This window comes from Puniceibacterium sp. IMCC21224 (genome assembly GCF_001038505.1).
Classification (GTDB): domain Bacteria; phylum Pseudomonadota; class Alphaproteobacteria; order Rhodobacterales; family Rhodobacteraceae; genus Puniceibacterium.
In genome coordinates, this window is sequence record NZ_LDPY01000001.1 from 2,449,874 (window position 1) to 2,468,137 (window position 18,264).

The window sequence follows — 18,264 nt, forward strand, 5'->3', positions numbered from 1 at the left end:
TGTAGACGGACATGTCGGCGACAACATCCACCTCGATCTTGAACTCACGCACCGGCTCGGGAAACACGAACCGCGCCAGCCAGTTGCCGTAAGGATCCTGCTGATGATTCACAAAATGCGGCTGCGGCGACACCTTGAGGGAATGCGAAATCACCCGTGTCCGGCTATAAGGCGCCGGACGCAACCGGATGATCTGCGGCCCCATGGTCACGTTGCGGTCGTATTTATAATGGGTGAGGTGATGGATGCTTGCGTAGATGGCCATAAGTTCGGGCTGCTCCCTGATTTTGGTTGAGCATCACAGGTCTGCTGGCCAATTGCATCCCGGATTCGCGTCTGAGCCAGGGAATTTCACGCTTGAGGCGCTTAGGTTTTCAGCGTCCGGGCAAAAATTGGGCAATCCGCCTGAGCGGCCATGCAGATCATTGCCCACGCCCTGTGATTGCCGCTGAACCTGGCCGACGGTCACATCAGCGTGAGCTTACAAATCCGTATACCTGGCGCAAAGCCCCCGTCCAGAACGCCCCCCACATCTGATGCACAGACGCAGTCAACCAATCCAAGGTGAAGAAGAATGACGACCAAACGCAAAGCAAACCCTTTCGCCACAGCCATGCTGGCGACAACGCTCGCGGCCTCCGGGGCTTTGGCGCTGGCCCCGGCGGCGGCCTTTGCCGTACCCGCAGGCGGCTATGGTGATCTGGTTGAGGCGGTATCGCCCTCGGTGGTATTCATCGAAGTCACGGCAAAGCCGATGGCGGCCGCGGACCGCTCAGGCCAGCAGGCCCGTCCCGGTACGCCCTCGAATGACCCGTTCGAAGAATTCATGCGCCGCTTTGGCCAGCCGATGCCCGAAGGCCGCCAGATGCCACCGCAGCACGGTCTTGGGTCCGGGTTCATCGTCAGTACAGACGGGTTGATCGTGACCAACAACCACGTGGTGCAGGATGCCGCCGAAGTATCGGTCAAGCTGGCCGATGGCACGCGCTATGACGCCACAGTGATTGGCACCGACCCGATGACCGACCTGGCCCTGATCAAGATCAACGCCGACAAACCATTGCAGGCCCTGACCTGGGGCGCCTCAGCAACGATGCGCCCGGGCGATGAGGTCGTCGCCGTCGGCAACCCCTTTGGCCTCGGGGGTACCGTCACCAGCGGTATCGTGTCTGCCATGTCGCGCGACATTAATTCCGGTCCGTTCGACGACTTTATCCAGACTGACGCCGCGATCAACCGGGGCAATTCCGGCGGGCCGCTGTTCAACAACGCAGGTGAAGTGATCGGCGTGAACACCGCGATCTATTCGCCCGACGGCGGATCGGTTGGCATCGGCTTTGCCGTACCGTCCGACATGGTGCAAAAGGTCGTCGCCGATCTGGCCGATGACGGCACGATCCAACGCGGCTGGCTGGGCGTGCAGATCAAACCGATGAGCGATGAGATCGCCAATGTGCTGGGCTATGAAACCCCGCGCGGCGCGGTGATCGAAGCGGTGACCGATGGCAGCCCCGCCGACAAAGCCGGTCTGCAAAAGGACGATATCATCCTGACGTTCAACGGCACTGAAATCACCGAATTGCGCGACCTGCCGCGCGCGGTAGCAGACACCTCGCCCACCACGGAAACCTCGCTCACCGTATTGCGCAAAGGCAAGGAAGTGACGCTCGACCTGACTGTCGGCGATATGTCGGCGCAAGAGGCCTGACCCCACACCGTTCCGGGGGTAATGGCGCCCCCCGTCCCCGAACGGAACCCTGGCGTGCAGCGGCCCCTGCTGCGCGCCAGTTTTTTTGGGCAGGATATTTTGTACGCGGGCCGCTCTTGGGTGCAAATTTGTCCTTTAATGGCGGGGCGATGGGCATCGCGAAAATCTGGAACAGGTCACAGTGCAAATCCGACGGCGCGCAACGATCCTGCAGCTTCTGTGGTCAGGGTGTCCAACCCAGCGAGAATGCACAGACGACCGGCTTTGGCTGATGTGTCTGTGAGGACATTCCGGTCCATTGGGTTCAGATTACTGACATCGCTTCAGGCCTCGCACCGAGACCAGGATTACAAGCGATCCGTGCTGCGGTTTGGCGAAGTGTCGGTTGCGCCTTGGTTGAAAACTGGGGGCCAGGCCCTTAGGAACACATCGTAGCAGTTGGAGAGCGGATATGCAGGTCAAGGTGTTGGATGCCAGGTTGTATGACTGGGGACTACCTCGCTTTCAAACCGAGGGGGCTGCGGCGGTGGATCTCTTTGCGTGTGTCGACGGGGTGATATCCATCAACGCACAAGAGCCGGCCATACTTATAAAATCCGGGATCGCCATTTCATTCGATGACTTTTCTATCGCGGGCCTCGTGTTGCCAAGGTCAGGGTTGGGACACAAGAAAGGGCTGGTGCTCGGCAATACGGTTGGTTTGATTGATCCTGACTATGCGGGTGAGATATTGATCAGTGTCTGGAACCGCAATCAGGCGCGGTCGACGCCGATCGAAATTCGCCCCGGAGATCGGATCGGACAGTTGGTTTTCGTTCCAATTGTCCGACCGTCATTTGAAGTCGTCGATGAATTTACAATTGAAACCGCCCGTGGCGCTGGCGGGTTTGGCTCGACCGGGACCTAACGATACGCCGCAATCAGGAATCAAGGCCGATCAGTTTAGATCAGCCGCGTGTTTCACCGACGAAAGCCGCAAAGGCGGCGGGTCAGGCATTTTCCGAGTGATCGGTATCATCGCCATATATTCCAATGATTTACACCGACGCGAATCCCAAGAAGCGTAGGCCAACGAAGGATGGACAGCAGAGAGAACCAGCGATGCTTCCACGAACGGACGGCACGCGGAACATAGGCATTGTGCCAACGCCGACCCATCGTTGTCGAACTCGGCTAACACGCCAGATGAAACAGCCCGCAACGACCTACAGGTAATCGGATCGCTGCAAGCCATATTTGGCCATCTTTTCGTTCAAGGTCCGGCGCGGCAGGCACAATTCGTCCATCACCGCAGCAATAGACCCCTTGTGCCGCCGCATCGTGTTGTCGATCAGCATCCTCTCAAACGCTTCGACGTATTCCTTCAAAGGCTTGCCCTCGGTGGTCATCACCGGCTGCATCTCATCATGATCATTCATCAGCAGTGACGCAATCGTCCCCGAACCGCGCCGCGATTGCAGCACCGCACGTTCGGCCAGATTGATCAGCTGTCGCACATTGCCCGGCCAAGGCGCCTGCAACAATTGTGCTGCCTCCTGCGCCGAGACTTGTGGCGCCTCGCAACCGTATTCCTCGGAATACTGCTCGGACAGGCGGGTGAACAGCGTCAGGATATCCTCGCCGCGCTGGCGCAGCGGCGGCACGGTGATCTTGAGCGCGGCCAGCCGGTAATACAGATCCGAACGCAGTGCGTCTTCGCAGGTGCGCCCTTCGTCCTGCATGTTGCAAATGGCGACGATTCGGGTTTCGGGCGGGCTGCCCTGATCGTTGATCACCGAAAGCAGTCGCGCCTGCGCAGAATCGGTCAGCCCCTCAACATCCTCGAGCACAAGCGTGCCCCCGCGTGCCTCTTCAATCGCGGGAAGGCGCGTGTCCTCTGGCATCATTGGACCAAAGAGCCGCCGCATCAGCGTATCCTCGTCCATCGCCGCGCAGGATAGCAGCACGAATTTCTTGCCCGCGCGCGATCCGACAGAATGCAGCGCATGGGCGATCAGCGTCTTGCCGGTGCCGGTTTCGCCGTCGATCAGCACATGGCCATCTGCCTGTCCGAGATCCAGCACATCCTCGCGCAGACGCTCCATCGCCGGGGAGCTACCGATCAGCTTGCGCATGATCTGGCCTCCGTCCGACAGCTCGCGCCGCAGCGCGCGATTGTCCAGCGTCAGACGGCGGGCATGGGTCGCCTTCTTGGCCAGCTCGGACATGCGGTCCGGGTTGAATGGTTTTTCGAGGAAATCATAGGCCCCGATCCGCATCGCCTCGACCGCCATCGGCACGTCGCCGTGACCGGTGATCATGATGACCGGCAGGGCAGAATCATGCCCCATCAGCTTGCGCAGGAATTGGATCCCATCCATCCCCGGCATCCGGATATCGGAAATCACAATCCCCGGATAATCCGCCCCCAACATACCAAGCGCCTCTTCGGCACTGGCATAAATCTCGGTATCGTAGCCAGACAGCGCCAGCCACTGACTAATGGATTGCCGCATGTCCTTTTCGTCGTCGACAATCGCTATCTTCATCGCCTTGGCCATGGTCTACTCCGCCGCCCGTGTTTCTTCATTCAATATAGGCAGCTGCATTTCAAAAACAGCACCCCCCTGTTCGGCGTTGCGTGCAATCAGCCGCCCGTTGAGGTCGTTTACGATCCCCGAAGAAATGGCAAGCCCCAGACCGACCCCATCACCGGGCTGCTTGGTGGTGTAAAACGGCTCGAACAACGCCTCAAGATCCTCGATCCCGTGGCCGTTGTCGCGCACCGTCAGGGTCGCGGTTTCGCCATGCGCCAGGATGATATCGACCCGTGGGTCCGGCACCGTCTTGGTGGCGTCCAGCGCGTTGCGCAACAGGTTCACCATAACCTGTTCGATCCGCATCCGATCCCCCATCACCCGCACTGGCGTATCGGGCAAAATCCGTGTGATCCTAACCTTGCGGGATTTGAGCTGCGGCTCCATCATCGATAGGGCCGAGGCCAGCGCATCCCCCATATCCACAGGGGAAAATTCGGCCTGCCCCTTGCGGGCATAACTCTTGAGCTGGCGGGTGATCGCACCCATCCGTTCGATCAGATCGTCGATGCGATGAAAGGCGCTCAGCGCCTCGTCCGGGCGGTTGCGGCGCAGCAGCAGACGCGCGCCCGCCAGATAGGTTTTCATCGCTGCCAGCGGCTGGTTCAGCTCGTGACTGACCGCCGCCGACATCTCGCCCAACGCGGCCAGCTTTGAGCTTTGCGCCAGCGTCTGTTCCGCGACGGCCAGCGTCTCTTGCACCCTTTCCCGCTCGGCGATTTCCCGCTGTAGAGCCAGGTTCAATGCGCGCAACTCTGCCGACTCGCGCTGGAACAATGCCATCCGCAACGCCGTCTTTCGGCTGAGGGCATAAAACGCCAGCGCGGCAAGAATCGCAAAGCCCATGATTTCCAGCGCCAGAACGCCATTTACCTTTTCGCGCACCGACGAATAAGTAGTGAAACTGGTCATCGACCAGCCGCGGAACGGAATACGCCCGTCGATCCGCATCACCGCTTCGCCCTGCACATAGGCATCCGCGGGCAGCGCGGTCCAATCGGCGGTGGCCTGAATGGCACGTTCAATCGCTGAATCGGGCGGCGCGCGCTGCAACGCGGCTGTTGGCGTCAGCCCGCGCCAGCGCGGCTCGGTTGCCAGAATGATTGTGCCTTCGGAATTGGTGACCAGCACAGCGTCCGAAATCCCGGCCCAGGCGCGTTCGAACTTGCCCAGATCAACTTCGACCACAATCACCCCGATGGCACTGCCCTGACTGTCGAGCCTGCGCGAATAGGTAAAGCTGTAGCCACCTGCCTCGCGCTGAAGTGTGGTGAACACTGTCGCATTCGACCGTAGCGCGTCGATGAAATAGGGCGCATTGCGGTGCGATTCCCCCAACCGATTGCGGTCGGTGGCCGCCACGGTACGTGCATCGCGATCCAGCAGCATCAGAGAGGCGGCGCCAATCTCGTCTACATAGGAAATCAGCCGCTGCGAGCTCTGGCTGAAATCACTGGAATTGAGCGCACCGATCAACGCCGGGTCTCGCGCCAAAAGCTGCGGTACAATGGCGTTGCGGCGCAACTCTGACAGCAGATTGCCGCTATAGAGCGCCAGCCGCAGCTCGGCCCGGTTGCGCGTGGTTTCGGTAAAGCGGTCAGTGAGCAGCGCGTTCGTGACCCAGACCGTGGCCACAGCCAGCAGGAACAGCGCGGCCAAAGCAACGCGTACCCGCCAGCTAAGCGGTCCGCTCCGCTTGGGCGGCGGGTCAACATCTGTTCGTGTCAGGGCCATGAACCTATGCTAGGCGTTGACCGCGTCGCGCTCAAGTCACGCCTGTGCCAGCGCCTCGGTCAGATGGGCAAAAAGGCGCGCACCATCCGTGCCGCCCTGCGCCGGATCGGCAGCGCGCTCGGGATGTGGCATCATCCCCAGAACGCGGCGATTGGCGGACAGAATTCCGGCGATATCGGCGGTCGATCCGTTCGGATTGTCACCATAGGTAAACGCGATCCGATCCTGATCGCGCAATTGCGCAATGACGTCACCGTCCGCAGTGTAGTTGCCGTCGTGATGCGCAATCGGCACCTGGATCGTATCACCCGCGTTGTAACCCCGGGTATAAACGCTGTCCGACGTCGCCACGACCAGCGGCACCGACCGGCAGATGTATTTCAACCCAGCATTGCGCAACAATGCTCCCGGCAGCAATCCGGTTTCACTTAGAACCTGAAACCCATTGCAAATTCCCAGGGCATAGCCGCCCCGATCGGCGTGGGAACGCACCGAACGGCAGATCGGTGAATTCGCAGCAATAGCGCCGCAGCGCAGATAATCACCAAAGGAAAACCCGCCCGGAATGCCAACAATATCAGTGCCCGCAGGCAGATCCGTATCCTTGTGCCAAACCATCTGAACGTCGCATCCGGCCCGATCAAACGCGGTGGCCAGATCACGGTCGCAATTGGAGCCGGGAAAAACGATGACGGCGGCTTTCATGGATCTCATTCCTTGCATCAAAAATCAGAACAGCGGCATCCTAGCCCAGTTCGATCCTGTAGCTTTCGATCACCGTATTGGCGAGCAGCTTTTCACACATGTCTGTCACTGTCTCTTCGGTCGTACCGTCGGCCAGTTCCAGCTCGATCACCTTGCCTTGCCGCACTGTCTGAACACCTTCAAATCCCAGACCGCCCAGAGCATGGCGAACCGCCTCGCCCTGCGGGTCCAGCACCCCGTTCTTCAGCATCACATGGACCCGTGCTTTCATGACCGCTCTCCGCTCATCCAGGCAGGGGACTGACCCCCTGCTTCTTCTCTTTCCAAATACGCAAATTCCACCTGTGCCATAGGCGCAGACGGATCAGTTGATCAGCTTCGGCTTGGCCATCTGCGGCGACGTTTTGGGCATGACCCCCAAACGACGCGCCACTTCGGTATAGGCATCCGTCAGATTGCCCAGATCGCGGCGGAACACATCCTTGTCGAGCTTGCGACCGGTCTCGATATCCCACAACCGGCAAGAATCAGGGCTGATCTCGTCGGCCACGACCAGCCGCTGAAAATCGCCGTCATAGACGCGGCCAACCTCGATCTTGAAATCCACCAACCGGATGCCGACAGCCATCATCACGCCGGACAGGAAATCGTTGACCCGCAACGCGAGGCTGAGGATATCGTCCATGTCCTGCTGACCGGCCCAGCCAAAGGCGGCGATATGCTCTTCGGTGACCAGCGGATCGCCCAGTTTGTCATCCTTATAGCAATATTCCACGATCGGGCGCGGCAGCGCCGTGCCTTCTTCGATTCCCAGCCGTTTGGACAATGACCCGGCAGCGTAGTTGCGCACAATGATTTCCAGCGGAATGATCTCGCAGGACCGCACCAACTGTTCGCGCATGTTCAAACGTTTGATGAAATGCGTTGGCACGCCGATGGTGTTCAATCCGGTCATAAAGAATTCCGACAACCGATTGTTCAGCACACCCTTGCCGTCAATCACGTCCTTTTTCTGGGCGTTAAAGGCGGTGGCGTCATCCTTGAAATATTGCACGATTGTGCCTGGCTCGGGGCCTTCATACAGGATCTTCGCCTTGCCTTCGTAGATTTTCTTGCGGCGTGCCATTGGGTTTCTTTCCAATCGGGGTCGCGGTCTGAAGCGACCGGTTGCGCCCTCTTAGTCCATGGGCGACGCTGTCGCAAGCGCCGCCCCGATACTGACGCCCCCGCAATGGCGCGTTTCTCTGTCTCACCGGCGGAAATGGCACAATTGTCGGGCATCCCCGACCAACTGAGCGGTTCTGATACCTGCGGCATTTTCTGCACGTCCTCTTGCGCAATGTGCGTCGGGTCGGCATATCCATAGCAACAGTGTTGACCCCAAAGGAACCGTGCCATGACCAGCTTTAAAGATCGTGAAAACGCCTTCGAGAACAAGTTCGCCCATGACGCCGACATGCAATTCCGCGCCGAGGCGCGCCGCAACAAACTTCTGGGCCTCTGGGCGGCTGATCTTCTGGGCAAGACCGGCGAAGCCGCCGATACGTATGCCAAGGAAGTGGTCAAAGCCGATTTCGAAGAAGCCGGCCACGAAGATGTCGTGCGCAAGCTGACAGGTGATCTGGGTGACAAAGCCACCGATGCCGAGATCCGCGCCAAACTGGCCGAATTCGGCGCTGTCGCCAAGAGCCAGTTGCTCGACGAGGCCTGAGGCATAGCTAAAAATTGAGATTTCAACGCGCGCCCTACACAGGGTGCGCGTTTTGCATTTACGCCCCTGCCCCGCTGGCACCCTGCCCCGCTGCCACAGCGACTGTCACGCGTTATGGATTTGCGTCACCCCCCGAACTGTGGGAGACGGAGCCAATCCTAAAACCCACATGAGGGGCAGACCCGATGACCAACGCGCTGAGCAAACTTTTGGAGACCCGCGACTGGCTGATGGCCGATGGCGCAACCGGAACCAATCTGTTCAACATGGGGCTCAGTTCCGGCGAACCGCCCGAATTCTGGAACGTCGACGAGCCGGACAAGATTCGCACCCTTTACCGCGGTGCGGTTGATGCCGGCAGCGACATTATCCTGACCAACTCCTTTGGCGGCAATGCCTCGCGGCTGAAACTGCACAACGCGCAGGACCGCGCGCACGAATTGTCGCGCATCAGCGCCGAACTGGCGCGCGAAATCGCTGATAAGGCCGATCATCCTGTGGTGGTCGCGGGTTCGGTCGGTCCGACCGGCGACATCATGCTGCCCGTCGGCACGCTTAGCCACGCGGACGCCGTGGCGATGTTTCACGAAACCGCAGAGGGACTCAAACTCGGTGGTGCGGATGTTCTGTGGCTCGAAACCATCTCGGCCCCCGAGGAATATCGCGCCGCGGCCGAAGGCTTTGCCCTCGCCGGGATGCCCTGGTGCGGCACGATGAGTTTTGACACCGCGGGGCGCACGATGATGGGCGTCACGTCCAGCGATATGGTGCAACTGGCCGATAACCTGCCAAACAAACCGCTCGCTTTTGGCGCGAATTGCGGCACCGGGTCGTCAGATCTGTTGCGCACCGTGCTTGGCTTTGTGGCGCAGGGCACCGAGACGCCAATCATCGCCAAAGGCAACGCCGGAATCCCCAAGTTTCAGGACGGCCATATCCATTACGATGGCACACCTGAACTGATGGCGGATTACGCTGTTCTGGCGCGCGACTGCGGCGCGACAATCATCGGCGGCTGCTGCGGCACCATGCCCGAGCATCTGCGCGCCATGCGCGAGGCGCTGGAAACCCGTCCGCGCGGCGAACGTCCGACGCTGGACCGGATCACTGCGGCGCTTGGTGCTTTTTCATCCGAGGGCGACGGTACCGGCGATGACGACACCGCATCCCGCCGCCGCTCGACCCGCCGTCGCCGCTAAACAAAAGGCGCAGTTTTCGAACACAGAAAGGCCGGGCGTTTTACCGCCCGGCCTTTTGTTATCGTATCGCCAGATCGACCCTGGATCAACCGAACAGGAAGTCCGAGTCGCTGATCGTGCTGACATCAACATCCTGCAACACGATGGTATGGCCCTGATAGGACACTTCGGTCGCCATCATGTCACCCATGGAGGCATCGCTGATTGTCAGGGCGTCAAAACCACCCTCAACGCCGCGCAGCAACAATGTGTCCTCTGCGGTGTCAAAGTCGGTGATTGTGTCGGTCTGCCCGGACGCCAGGGTGTTGAATACAAAGGTATCCGCCCCGGTGCCGCCGGTCATGGTGTCGTCACCCGATCCGCCATTCAGCGTATCAGCCCCCAGACCGCCATCCAGCATGTCCTTCCCTGCGCCGCCGGCGATGAAGTCCGCGCCTGCACCGCCAAAGACCATGTCCATGCCCGTGCCGCCGCCGATCAGGTCGGCGCCAAGTCCGCCATAGATCACGTCTGCGCCAAAGCCACCGCCAAGATCATCCGCACCGGAGCCACCGCCAAGCGTATCATCACCCGAGGAACCGCCCATGGTGTCCGATCCGATTTCACCCGACAGCAGATCGTTGCCGTCACCGGCCGCGATATAGTCGTTACCGGTGCCGCCGGACACGATGTCATCGCCAAGGCCCGCACCGATCACGTCATCGCCGGCATCGCCGGACAGAACGTCATTGCCAGCGCCGCCGCCCATGGAATCGTCACCGTCTCCGCCAAAGGCCGTATCGTTGCCGTTCCCCGATGCTACGATGTCGTCACCTGCATCACCGGCTAGCAGATCGTCGCCGTCATTGCCAAGGATGCTATCGTTGCCAGCACCACCGCCAATGTTGTCATTGCCGGCATCGCCTGCAAGACGATCGTCGCCACCTGCACCGCGCAGAATGTCGTTGCCATCGCCACCGTAGGCCACATCACCAGCACTGCCAGTCTGGGCGTTGGGCAACCCGTCGTCACCGTCCGACCACGACCCAGTGTGGATCTCGTCATTGCCGGCACCGCCATAGATCGTGTCCGATCCGTCTGCCATGGCATCGAACGTGCCGCCTGTGGCAGTCGACACCCGGCTGTCGTCGTCACCGGTGATGATGTCATCCCCAGCACCGCCGTTGATCAGGTCGTCACCGGCACCGCCAGCATACCCGTTGTCGTATTCCGACAGCGGCAGAGCACCCGATGCACCAGCGTCGGCACCGTTCACCGCGTTGTCGTCCGCCGCGCCCGCATTGATCGTGTCATTGCCAGTACCGCCGTCAACCGCGTCGGACCCGGCATCACCCGCCAGCACATCGTCGCCCGATCCGCCGGTGATGGTATCGGCACCGCCGCCACCGCCAACATTGTCGTTGCCCGCATCACCGGTCAGCAGATCGTCACCGCCAGCACCGCGCAGAATGTCATCGCCGTCCTCGCCATGCGCTTCGTCCGACATCATGCCGGTCTGCGTATTGCCAAAACCGTCGTCGCCGTCGGCCCAGGACCCAGTGTGGATCTCGTCATTGCCAGCACCACCAAAGATCGTGTCCGACCCATCTGCCGTGGCATCGAACGTACCGCCTGTCGTAGTCGACACCCGGCTTTCGTCGTCACCGGTGATGATGTCATCCCCAGCACCGCCGTTGATCAGGTCGTCACCGGCACCGCCAGCATACCCGTTGTCGTATTCCGACAGCGGCAGAGCACCCGATGCACCAGCGTCGGCACCGTTCATCGCGTTGTCGTCGGTGCCGGCCTCAATCACATCGTCGCCAATGCCACCGTCAATCGCATCCGAGCCACCGTTGCCGGTCAGCATATCCTTGCCGCCAAGGCCGGAAATCGCATCATCGCCTGCGCCGCCGACGATGACATCATCACCCTCGGTGCCCATGGCCATCTCGCCGCCGTCACCGAGTGTGACCGAGGTGCCGCCAATGGCGCGCTGTGCGTCCAGCCGATCCAGCGCATCTTCTTGAGTGGTTTGGACGATCTCGCCCGCCGCGGCCGGCAGGATCGGCACAAAGCCGTTCTGCGTGCCATCAACTTCTCCGCCGGTGCCAGCGCCTTCACCTGCAGCGACGTTAACGCCGTGCAGCACAACTTCGCGCAGGTCGAGTGGCATCAGATCAGCGCTGTTATAGTCGGCACCAGACACCGGGCTAAAGAAGTTGGCATCGTCATTCAGGTCGAATGCCTGGACGTAAGTAAAGCTGCCGTCGGCATTCGTGGTCGGAACCTCGCCATCGTCGGTCAGCGTCAGAACGATGTCGCCATATTTTGGCAAACCTTCAAGAACTTCGACAAAGCCGTCGCCGTCCGCATCATCTGCAATGGTCGGGGTCTGCGAATTTGAAGGCGCGCCTGCCGCATCGAACAGGCCGTGAATGTGCTGCGGTACGGGTTGGTTCGGCTCCATCCCTTCGACGGTCACCGACACGTTGATATATTGCGCGCCGTCATCCTCGACGCCGCCGATTGCGATAATCGCGGTCCCGGACACGCCGGAATTGTTGAGTGCGCCAAAATCCACAGCGTAAAAGGATTCAGCGCTGTTCAGAAATGTCTCGAATGAGGTGTAATTGTCAGCCAGATGGGCCATGATCGCTCCCTGTCATTAAGTGTTGTACGAGGGAAGCCACGCGACTGACCTGCGAGTAGTTTCAGACATCTTTGGAAATAATGTCGAGAGAATGGCGGATTTAAATTAACTTATTGTTTTCGTTTGTTTAATTAAGTGAATCTTTTCAAGAATGCGGCAATCGAACAGCAAAAATCTGGCTGCGTGGCGGGTTCGGCAGATAAAAATTCGTCAGTTCTGGACCACTCCGTACCTTGCCTGTCGCCTGGCCGAGGACGCGCCACGTCATTACATTGCACAATATTCTCGACAAAAGTGCGGTGTCTGCCGCTGTACCCGACAAACCCTAGATGAATCGCGATGCTGCCTGCAGTGCAGTCACTGCAGCAACCAGATCCATGCGACGCGTCCTCTTTCATCGGCGGCCCCGTGCGGGCGAGAGTTTGGTCGCAATAGACCGACGACCGACCATGCACTATTGTCAAACAGAACCACGCCAGCATCAGCCATGTGCATTGAACGATCCGCCATCAACCCGCGACCCGGCGTGCCGGTGGCCCGAAAGGAAACACCATGAAAATCACGCCTCAAACCGTTGCCATTGTGACAGGTGGCGCATCTGGACTGGGGGCGGCTGTAGTCGAGGCGCTGTCGGACTGCGGCGCGCAAGTGGTGATCTTTGACTTGAATGCGGATGTCGGAACCGCTCTGGCGACGCGTGTCGGTGGCCACTTCCACAATGTCGATGTGTCGGACCCAAAGAGCGTCAGCACCGCCCTGACACAGGTTGAGGAAAACCTGGGTGCCTTACATGTGCTGGTCAATTGTGCCGGCATCGGTCCAGCAGCCAAGACGCTGTCGCGAGGTGCGGCACATGATCCTTCGATCTTTTCAAAGGTGGTACAGGTCAATCTGATGGGTAGCTTCAACTGCGCCTCTCAGGCAACTGTTTTAATGTCAAAAAATACAAGTTTAGATGCGGATGGTGCGCGCGGTGTGATTGTGAACACCGCCTCTGTTGCTGCCTATGACGGCCAGGTTGGTCAGGTGGCCTATGCGGCGTCCAAGGGCGGGATTGTGGCCATGACGCTACCAATGGCCCGTGATCTTGCCAGTCATGGCATTCGTGTCTGCACGATTGCTCCGGGGTTGTTCCACACGCCACTTCTCGACGGATTGCCGCAAGAGATGCAGGACAGCCTGGGCAAACAGGTACCGTTTCCGTCGCGGCTGGGACAGCCGTCGGAATATGCCGCCATGGTGCAACATATCATTGAAAACAGCATGTTGAATGGCGAAGTTATTCGCCTTGATGGTGCGATCAGAATGGCGCCTCGCTGAATATGACGGGCCGGAACGGCGGCCCGTCAAACGAGATGCTGAACCCGCAGCGCAGCGGCCTTTCAGGCTTAGAAAAACGCCTGTAATCCGGTCTGCGCACGCCCTAGGATCAGCGCGTGAACGTCATGAGTTCCCTCATATGTGTTCACGGTTTCAAGGTTAACCATATGACGGATCACCTGAAATTCCCCTGAAATGCCGTTGCCGCCGTGCATGTCCCGCGCCATCCGCGCGATATCGAGCGCCTTGCCGCAGTTGTTGCGCTTGATCAGGCTGATCATCTCGGGGGCGCCCTGCGCCTCGTCAAGAAGACGACCGACGCGCAGCGAAGCCTGCAATCCCAGTCCAATTTCCGTTTGCATGTCGGCAAGCTTCTTTTGGAACAATTGCGTTTGTGCAAGCGGCCGGCCGAACTGCTTGCGATCGAGTCCGTATCCACGCGCCGCGTGCCAGCAGAACTCTGCCGCGCCCATGACGCCCCAGGAAATGCCATAGCGGGCACGGTTCAGACATCCAAAAGGCCCTTTAAGCCCTTGAACATGCGGCAAAAGTGCATCTTCTCCGACCTCGACGCCGTCCATTACGATTTCACCGGTGACCGACGCGCGCAACGACAGTTTGTTGCCAATTTTCGGTGCGCTCAGACCTTTCATACCTTTTTCAAGGACAAAGCCACGGATCTTGCCGTCATGCGCTTCGGATTTTGCCCAGATAACAAAGACATCGGCGATGGGGCTGTTGGAAATCCACATCTTGGATCCCGTGATCCGATAGCCGCCCTCGATCTTTTCTACCCGCGTTTTCATCCCTGCGGGATCAGATCCTGCGTCCGGTTCGGTCAGGCCGAAACAGCCGATATACTCACCCGAGGCCAGCTTTGGCAGATATTTCATCCGCTGTTCTTCGGAACCGTAGGCGTAGATCGGATACATCACCAGACTCGACTGGACCGACATCATCGAGCGATAGCCGGAATCCACGCGCTCGATCTCGCGCGCAACCAGACCATAGGCAACGTAGGATGACCCAAGGCCACCGTATTGTTCCGGCACGGTTATGCCCAACAGGCCCATTTCGCCCATTTCGCGGAAAATCTCGGGCTCGACCCGCTCTTCGTTGTAAGCATCCAAGATGCGAGGGGCGAGTTTTTCCTGCGCATAGGACCGCGCGGACTCAGCGATCATGCGCTCATCCTCTTCCAGCTGATCGTTCAGCCGGAACGGATCCTGCCAGTCAAAGCTGCCCAGATCCGGGGCGTCCTTGGGTTTGAGGCTGGGTTTTGTATCGGTCATCGCACTCTCCTAGGCTGGATTTGCGCCCTTCTTAACTTGCGCTTGACGCAAGTAGAAACCACAATAGCGCAAGTGTTGATGAGAAAATCGCAAGTATGTCGCTCGCCCGCCGCCTTTTGCCACCGCTTTCATCTCTGCGCGCGCTTGAGGCGCTTGACCGGTTGGGCAGTGCCATCGCGGTCGCAGATGAATTGAACCTTAGCCAAAGCGCGGTCAGTCGGCAGTTGCAAACGCTCGAAGATCATCTGGGCACCGCGCTCTTGATCCGGGAAAAGCGCAAGCTGCGGCTGACCCCCGAGGCGCGCGACTATGCCGCGACACTGCGCGCGGCGCTAAGCAGCATTGCAAATGCGTCGCTGGCCCTGCGTCTGGCACCGCGTGGTGGCGATCTTAGCCTCGCCATTCTACCCAGTTTCGGAATGCGTTGGCTGGTGCCACGATTGCCGGATTTTGCCCGGCGCTTTCCCGAGGTAACTATCAACCTCACGACGCGGTTGCGCCCTTTCAACTTTGGCTCTGAACCGTTTGATGCTGCGATACATTTTGGTGAAAACTGGCCGGGAACCGACCGGCTTTTGCTGATGCGGGAAAAGGTGTTGCCAGTATGCGCGCCAGCTCTGTTGCCAAATGGCAGGGCCGAGGTTGCCGATCTGGCACGCCTGCCGCTGCTGCATATCCAGACCCGGCCCGTAGCCTGGCGCCAGTGGTTTGTGGCACAGGGTCACGACCCCGGTCACCTGCCCGGCACGACGTTCGACCAGTTCACAACCATTATCCAAGGGGCACTGCATGGGCTGGGCGTGGCGTTGATGCCTGACTATCTGGTAGCAAGCGAATGTGCATCGGGCGCGCTGGTGCCTGCGACAAACGCCCCGCTGCACAGTCTTGGCGCCTACCATCTGGTCTGGCCGACAGACTGCCCCGCCAATCCGGCACTGGATAAATTTCGCGACTGGCTCGCACTTCAGACCGAAGAAGAGGACGCCCTGCCGCGCTGACAGGGCCGACCGAAACACCTAGCCCAGTGCGTACCCGGCACCACGTACCGTGCGCAGTGGATCACCGCCGCCAAACTGGCACAATGCTTTGCGCAGTCGGCCGATATGGACGTCGACCGTGCGCGTATCGACGTAAATATCGCGCCCCCAAACCCGGTCCAGCAGCTGTTCGCGGCTCCAGACCCGGCCCGGTTTTTCCATGAACGTCGACAACAGCCGGAATTCAGTCGGCCCCAGCTTTAGCGCCTCGCCATTGCGGGTCACACGATGGGTTTCGGCGTCCAGCATGATATCGTCGAATTCCAGCCGCAGCCCCGCCGCCGCAGGCCGGATGCGGCGCAGCTGCGCGCGCACGCGGGCCATCAGTTCGACCACCGAATAAGGTTTGACGACATAGTCATCGGCCCCGGTTTCCAATCCGCGCACTCGGTCGACTTCTTCCGAACGCGCCGACAGCATGATGACCGGCACATTGCGGGTCTCGGACCGAGATTTGAGCTGGCGACAGACCTCGATCCCGGACACGTTCGGCAACATCCAGTCCAGAACGATGATATCCGGGTTCTCTTCATCGACCAGAATCAAGGCTTCTTCGCCATTCTCTGCGCTGGCCACGCGAAATCCTTCGGCCTCAAGGTTGTAGCTAAGGACGGCGCGCTGCGCTGCCTCATCCTCGACCACCAGCACGGTCGGTTGATCTGCCGCCATTTATCTAGTCCTCAACGCTGTCTGCACCGACACTGTAACGCGGGTCGGTCGATGTCATGTCGCCTTTCTGGCGCGGTTCTTCGGGTTTGGAGCCGGTAACCAGAAACACCACCTGTTCCGAGATCGACGTGACATGGTCGCCCATGCGTTCGATGTTCTTGGCGATGAAATGCAGATGCATACAGGCCGTGATGTTGCGCGGATCCTCAAGCATGAAGGTCAGGAATTCGCGAAACAGCGTATTGTACATCTGGTCAACGTCGCGATCCCGTTCGATCACATCACGCGCCAGATCGGCGTCACGCTGAATATAAGCGTCCAGCGCATCCTTGAGCATCAGCTCGACCTCGCGGGCCATGCGGCGCAGCGCGGCTGGCGATCCTGGAATTTGCTGGAGTTGCACCAATACCCCGGTCCTTTTGGCCATATTCTTGGACAGATCACCGATCCGCTCCAGATTGGCCGAGATCCGCAGAACCGAAAGAATGACCCGCAGGTCAAAGGCCGTAGGCGCGCGAATTGCGATCACACGCGCGGCCTCTTCGTTCAGCGTCTCTTCGAGGTCGTCTATTGCCTCATCACCCAGCCGGATCTTTTCGGCCAGTTCCTCGTCGCGGGTTTCCAGCGACTTTGCGGCGCCGTTGATGGCGGCTTCGACAAGGCCCCCCATCTTCATGATCCGGGCCTGGATCCCTTCAAGGTCCCGGTCAAACGCCGAGGCGATATGTTGCTCCATGTCCTGCTTGGCCATTGGTTTATCCGATCCGTCCGGTGATATAGCTTTCGGTGCGACTGTCTTGGGGGTTGGTGAAAATCTGCCCGGTCTCACCAAACTCAACTAGGTTCCCCAGGTGGAAAAACGCGGTTTTCTGGCTGACACGCGCAGCCTGCTGCATCGAGTGAGTCACGATGACCACCGAATACTGGCTGCGCAGATCGTCGATCAGCTCTTCGACCTGGGCCGTGGCGATGGGATCGAGAGCCGAACACGGTTCATCCATCAGCAGCACCTCGGGTTCTGTTGCGACGGCGCGGGCAATGCACAGACGCTGCTGCTGACCACCCGAAAGGCCGGTGCCGGGGGCATGCAGCCGATCCTTGACCTCGTTCCAGATCGCACCGCGTTTCAACGAACGCTCGACGATTTCATCCAGATCAGTTTTGTTGTTGGCAATGCCGTGAATACGCGGACCATACGCGACGTTGTCATAGATCGACTTGGGGAACGGATTCGGTTTCTGAAACACCATGCCAACCTTGGCGCGCAGCTGCACCGGATCGACCCGCTTGTCATAGATATCGTCACCGTCAATGCGGATATCCCCTTCGACACGGCAGATGTCGATGGTGTCATTCATCCGGTTAAGACAGCGCAGAAACGTCGATTTACCGCAGCCCGATGGGCCGATAAAGGCGGTCACGGTCTTATCTTCGATTTCAACGCTGACATCTTTGATGGCATGGGTGTCGCCGTAGTAAACTTGTACGCCCTGCGCGGCGATCTTGATTGTCTTCTGGTCCACGAATGTCTCCGAATTTGGGGCGTCATACATGAGTTTAGTCCTTACTTACCAGCGACGCGTCTGTCGGCGACGCAAAAAGGGGCGCGGTGATGAGCATTGTCAGAAGAAATATCAACAGAATGATGAAACCAGCCCGCGCACGATCACTTGGGCCGCGC

Annotated in this window: 16 protein-coding genes and 1 pseudogene; 6 read left to right on the forward strand and 11 right to left on the reverse strand. The window is 59.5% G+C overall.

Going from position 1 to position 18,264, the window contains the following annotated elements; translation table 11 throughout:
- Positions 1 to 76: 76 nt before the first annotated feature.
- Positions 77 to 265: pseudogene (locus IMCC21224_RS28935) on the reverse strand (transglutaminase N-terminal domain-containing protein); the annotation flags it as partial.
- A gap of 309 nt (positions 266 to 574) precedes the next feature.
- Between IMCC21224_RS28935 and IMCC21224_RS11285 the strand changes: the two are divergent.
- A complete protein-coding gene (locus tag IMCC21224_RS11285) occupies positions 575 to 1,708 on the forward strand; it encodes a Do family serine endopeptidase (protein WP_047995445.1) in 1,134 nt (377 codons plus the stop codon).
- Between the two features lie 451 nt (positions 1,709 to 2,159).
- Positions 2,160 to 2,615, forward strand: coding sequence for a dUTP diphosphatase (dut, locus tag IMCC21224_RS11290; protein ID WP_047995446.1), 456 nt, complete (start codon positions 2,160 to 2,162; stop codon positions 2,613 to 2,615).
- Between the two features lie 298 nt (positions 2,616 to 2,913).
- Here dut and IMCC21224_RS11295 read toward each other — a convergent pair whose 3' ends face one another.
- The 5 genes from IMCC21224_RS11295 to purC all read right to left on the reverse strand — a co-directional run bounded on the left by IMCC21224_RS11295 (position 2,914) and on the right by purC (position 7,849).
- The gene (locus IMCC21224_RS11295; protein ID WP_047995447.1) at positions 2,914 to 4,248 is read right to left on the reverse strand and encodes a sigma-54 dependent transcriptional regulator; all 1,335 of its coding nucleotides are present in this window, start codon (positions 4,246 to 4,248) and stop codon (positions 2,914 to 2,916) included.
- A 3-nt stretch (positions 4,249 to 4,251) separates the two neighbouring features.
- Positions 4,252 to 6,018 (reverse strand): ATP-binding protein, encoded by a 1,767-nt coding sequence (locus tag IMCC21224_RS11300; RefSeq protein WP_047995448.1) that lies wholly within the window; start codon positions 6,016 to 6,018, stop codon positions 4,252 to 4,254.
- A gap of 36 nt (positions 6,019 to 6,054) precedes the next feature.
- Positions 6,055 to 6,723 (reverse strand): phosphoribosylformylglycinamidine synthase subunit PurQ, encoded by a 669-nt coding sequence (gene purQ, locus IMCC21224_RS11305; protein ID WP_047995449.1) that lies wholly within the window; start codon positions 6,721 to 6,723, stop codon positions 6,055 to 6,057.
- 40 nt (positions 6,724 to 6,763) lie between these two features.
- Positions 6,764 to 6,994 carry a phosphoribosylformylglycinamidine synthase subunit PurS gene (gene purS, locus IMCC21224_RS11310; RefSeq protein ID WP_047995450.1) on the reverse strand — a complete coding sequence of 77 codons (231 nt, stop codon included), beginning with the start codon at positions 6,992 to 6,994 and terminating at the stop codon, positions 6,764 to 6,766.
- 93 nt (positions 6,995 to 7,087) lie between these two features.
- Complete coding sequence (gene purC / locus IMCC21224_RS11315; RefSeq protein ID WP_047995451.1) at positions 7,088 to 7,849, reverse strand: phosphoribosylaminoimidazolesuccinocarboxamide synthase; 762 nt, start codon at positions 7,847 to 7,849, stop codon at positions 7,088 to 7,090.
- Between the two features lie 270 nt (positions 7,850 to 8,119).
- Between purC and IMCC21224_RS11320 the strand changes: the two genes are divergently transcribed.
- Complete coding sequence (locus IMCC21224_RS11320; RefSeq protein WP_047995452.1) at positions 8,120 to 8,434, forward strand: DUF1476 domain-containing protein; 315 nt, start codon at positions 8,120 to 8,122, stop codon at positions 8,432 to 8,434.
- Positions 8,435 to 8,619: 185 nt separating this feature from the next.
- The gene (bmt, locus tag IMCC21224_RS11325; protein ID WP_047995453.1) at positions 8,620 to 9,633 is read left to right on the forward strand and encodes a betaine--homocysteine S-methyltransferase; all 1,014 of its coding nucleotides are present in this window, start codon (positions 8,620 to 8,622) and stop codon (positions 9,631 to 9,633) included.
- Positions 9,634 to 9,718: 85 nt separating this feature from the next.
- Here the strand turns inward: bmt and IMCC21224_RS11330 are convergent, their stop codons facing one another.
- Positions 9,719 to 12,265: a calcium-binding protein gene (locus IMCC21224_RS11330; protein WP_047995454.1), complete on the reverse strand. Its 2,547-nt coding sequence runs from the start codon at positions 12,263 to 12,265 to the stop codon at positions 9,719 to 9,721.
- A gap of 552 nt (positions 12,266 to 12,817) precedes the next feature.
- On the opposite strand from IMCC21224_RS11330, the gene IMCC21224_RS11335 reads away from it, so the two are divergent.
- Entirely contained in the window at positions 12,818 to 13,585 is a 768-nt protein-coding gene (locus IMCC21224_RS11335; protein WP_047995455.1) for a 3-hydroxyacyl-CoA dehydrogenase, read from the forward strand.
- A gap of 68 nt (positions 13,586 to 13,653) precedes the next feature.
- Here the strand turns inward: IMCC21224_RS11335 and IMCC21224_RS11340 are convergent, their stop codons facing one another.
- Positions 13,654 to 14,877 carry an acyl-CoA dehydrogenase gene (locus tag IMCC21224_RS11340; protein ID WP_047995456.1) on the reverse strand — a complete coding sequence of 408 codons (1,224 nt, stop codon included), beginning with the start codon at positions 14,875 to 14,877 and terminating at the stop codon, positions 13,654 to 13,656.
- A gap of 95 nt (positions 14,878 to 14,972) precedes the next feature.
- Here IMCC21224_RS11340 and IMCC21224_RS11345 point away from each other — a divergent pair, with 95 nt between their 5' ends.
- The gene (locus IMCC21224_RS11345) at positions 14,973 to 15,875 is read left to right on the forward strand and encodes a LysR family transcriptional regulator (protein ID WP_047995457.1); all 903 of its coding nucleotides are present in this window, start codon (positions 14,973 to 14,975) and stop codon (positions 15,873 to 15,875) included.
- An 18-nt stretch (positions 15,876 to 15,893) separates the two neighbouring features.
- Here IMCC21224_RS11345 and phoB read toward each other — a convergent pair whose 3' ends face one another.
- Genes phoB through pstB form a run of 3 tightly spaced genes read right to left on the reverse strand, consistent with a single transcriptional unit; the run spans position 15,894 to position 18,136 of the window.
- Positions 15,894 to 16,583 (reverse strand): phosphate regulon transcriptional regulator PhoB, encoded by a 690-nt coding sequence (gene phoB, locus IMCC21224_RS11350; RefSeq protein ID WP_047995458.1) that lies wholly within the window; start codon positions 16,581 to 16,583, stop codon positions 15,894 to 15,896.
- A gap of 4 nt (positions 16,584 to 16,587) precedes the next feature.
- Positions 16,588 to 17,334 (reverse strand): phosphate signaling complex protein PhoU, encoded by a 747-nt coding sequence (gene phoU, locus IMCC21224_RS11355; RefSeq protein ID WP_197089199.1) that lies wholly within the window; start codon positions 17,332 to 17,334, stop codon positions 16,588 to 16,590.
- Positions 17,335 to 17,338: 4 nt separating this feature from the next.
- Positions 17,339 to 18,136 (reverse strand): phosphate ABC transporter ATP-binding protein PstB, encoded by a 798-nt coding sequence (gene pstB / locus IMCC21224_RS11360; RefSeq protein WP_047995459.1) that lies wholly within the window; start codon positions 18,134 to 18,136, stop codon positions 17,339 to 17,341.
- Between the last annotated feature and the right edge of the window lie 128 nt (positions 18,137 to 18,264).

Excerpts from the sequence above, each read along its gene's own strand:
- IMCC21224_RS11320 (WP_047995452.1), top strand. The coding sequence starts at position 8,120 with ATGACCAGCTTTAAAGATCGTGAAAACGCCTTCGAGAACAAGTTCGCC.
- purQ (WP_047995449.1), bottom strand. The coding sequence starts at position 6,723 with ATGAAAGCCGCCGTCATCGTTTTTCCCGGCTCCAATTGCGACCGTGAT.
- IMCC21224_RS11285 (WP_047995445.1), top strand. The coding sequence starts at position 575 with ATGACGACCAAACGCAAAGCAAACCCTTTCGCCACAGCCATGCTGGCG.
- IMCC21224_RS11330 (WP_047995454.1), bottom strand. The coding sequence starts at position 12,265 with ATGGCCCATCTGGCTGACAATTACACCTCATTCGAGACATTTCTGAAC.
- IMCC21224_RS11300 (WP_047995448.1), bottom strand. The coding sequence starts at position 6,018 with ATGGCCCTGACACGAACAGATGTTGACCCGCCGCCCAAGCGGAGCGGA.
- purS (WP_047995450.1), bottom strand. The coding sequence starts at position 6,994 with ATGAAAGCACGGGTCCATGTGATGCTGAAGAACGGGGTGCTGGACCCG.
- IMCC21224_RS11335 (WP_047995455.1), top strand. The coding sequence starts at position 12,818 with ATGAAAATCACGCCTCAAACCGTTGCCATTGTGACAGGTGGCGCATCT.
- IMCC21224_RS11345 (WP_047995457.1), top strand. The coding sequence starts at position 14,973 with ATGTCGCTCGCCCGCCGCCTTTTGCCACCGCTTTCATCTCTGCGCGCG.
- phoB (WP_047995458.1), bottom strand. The coding sequence starts at position 16,583 with ATGGCGGCAGATCAACCGACCGTGCTGGTGGTCGAGGATGAGGCAGCG.
- purC (WP_047995451.1), bottom strand. The coding sequence starts at position 7,849 with ATGGCACGCCGCAAGAAAATCTACGAAGGCAAGGCGAAGATCCTGTAT.
- pstB (WP_047995459.1), bottom strand. The coding sequence starts at position 18,136 with ATGTATGACGCCCCAAATTCGGAGACATTCGTGGACCAGAAGACAATC.
- dut (WP_047995446.1), top strand. The coding sequence starts at position 2,160 with ATGCAGGTCAAGGTGTTGGATGCCAGGTTGTATGACTGGGGACTACCT.
- bmt (WP_047995453.1), top strand. The coding sequence starts at position 8,620 with ATGACCAACGCGCTGAGCAAACTTTTGGAGACCCGCGACTGGCTGATG.
- phoU (WP_197089199.1), bottom strand. The coding sequence starts at position 17,334 with ATGGCCAAGCAGGACATGGAGCAACATATCGCCTCGGCGTTTGACCGG.
- IMCC21224_RS11295 (WP_047995447.1), bottom strand. The coding sequence starts at position 4,248 with ATGGCCAAGGCGATGAAGATAGCGATTGTCGACGACGAAAAGGACATG.
- IMCC21224_RS11340 (WP_047995456.1), bottom strand. The coding sequence starts at position 14,877 with ATGACCGATACAAAACCCAGCCTCAAACCCAAGGACGCCCCGGATCTG.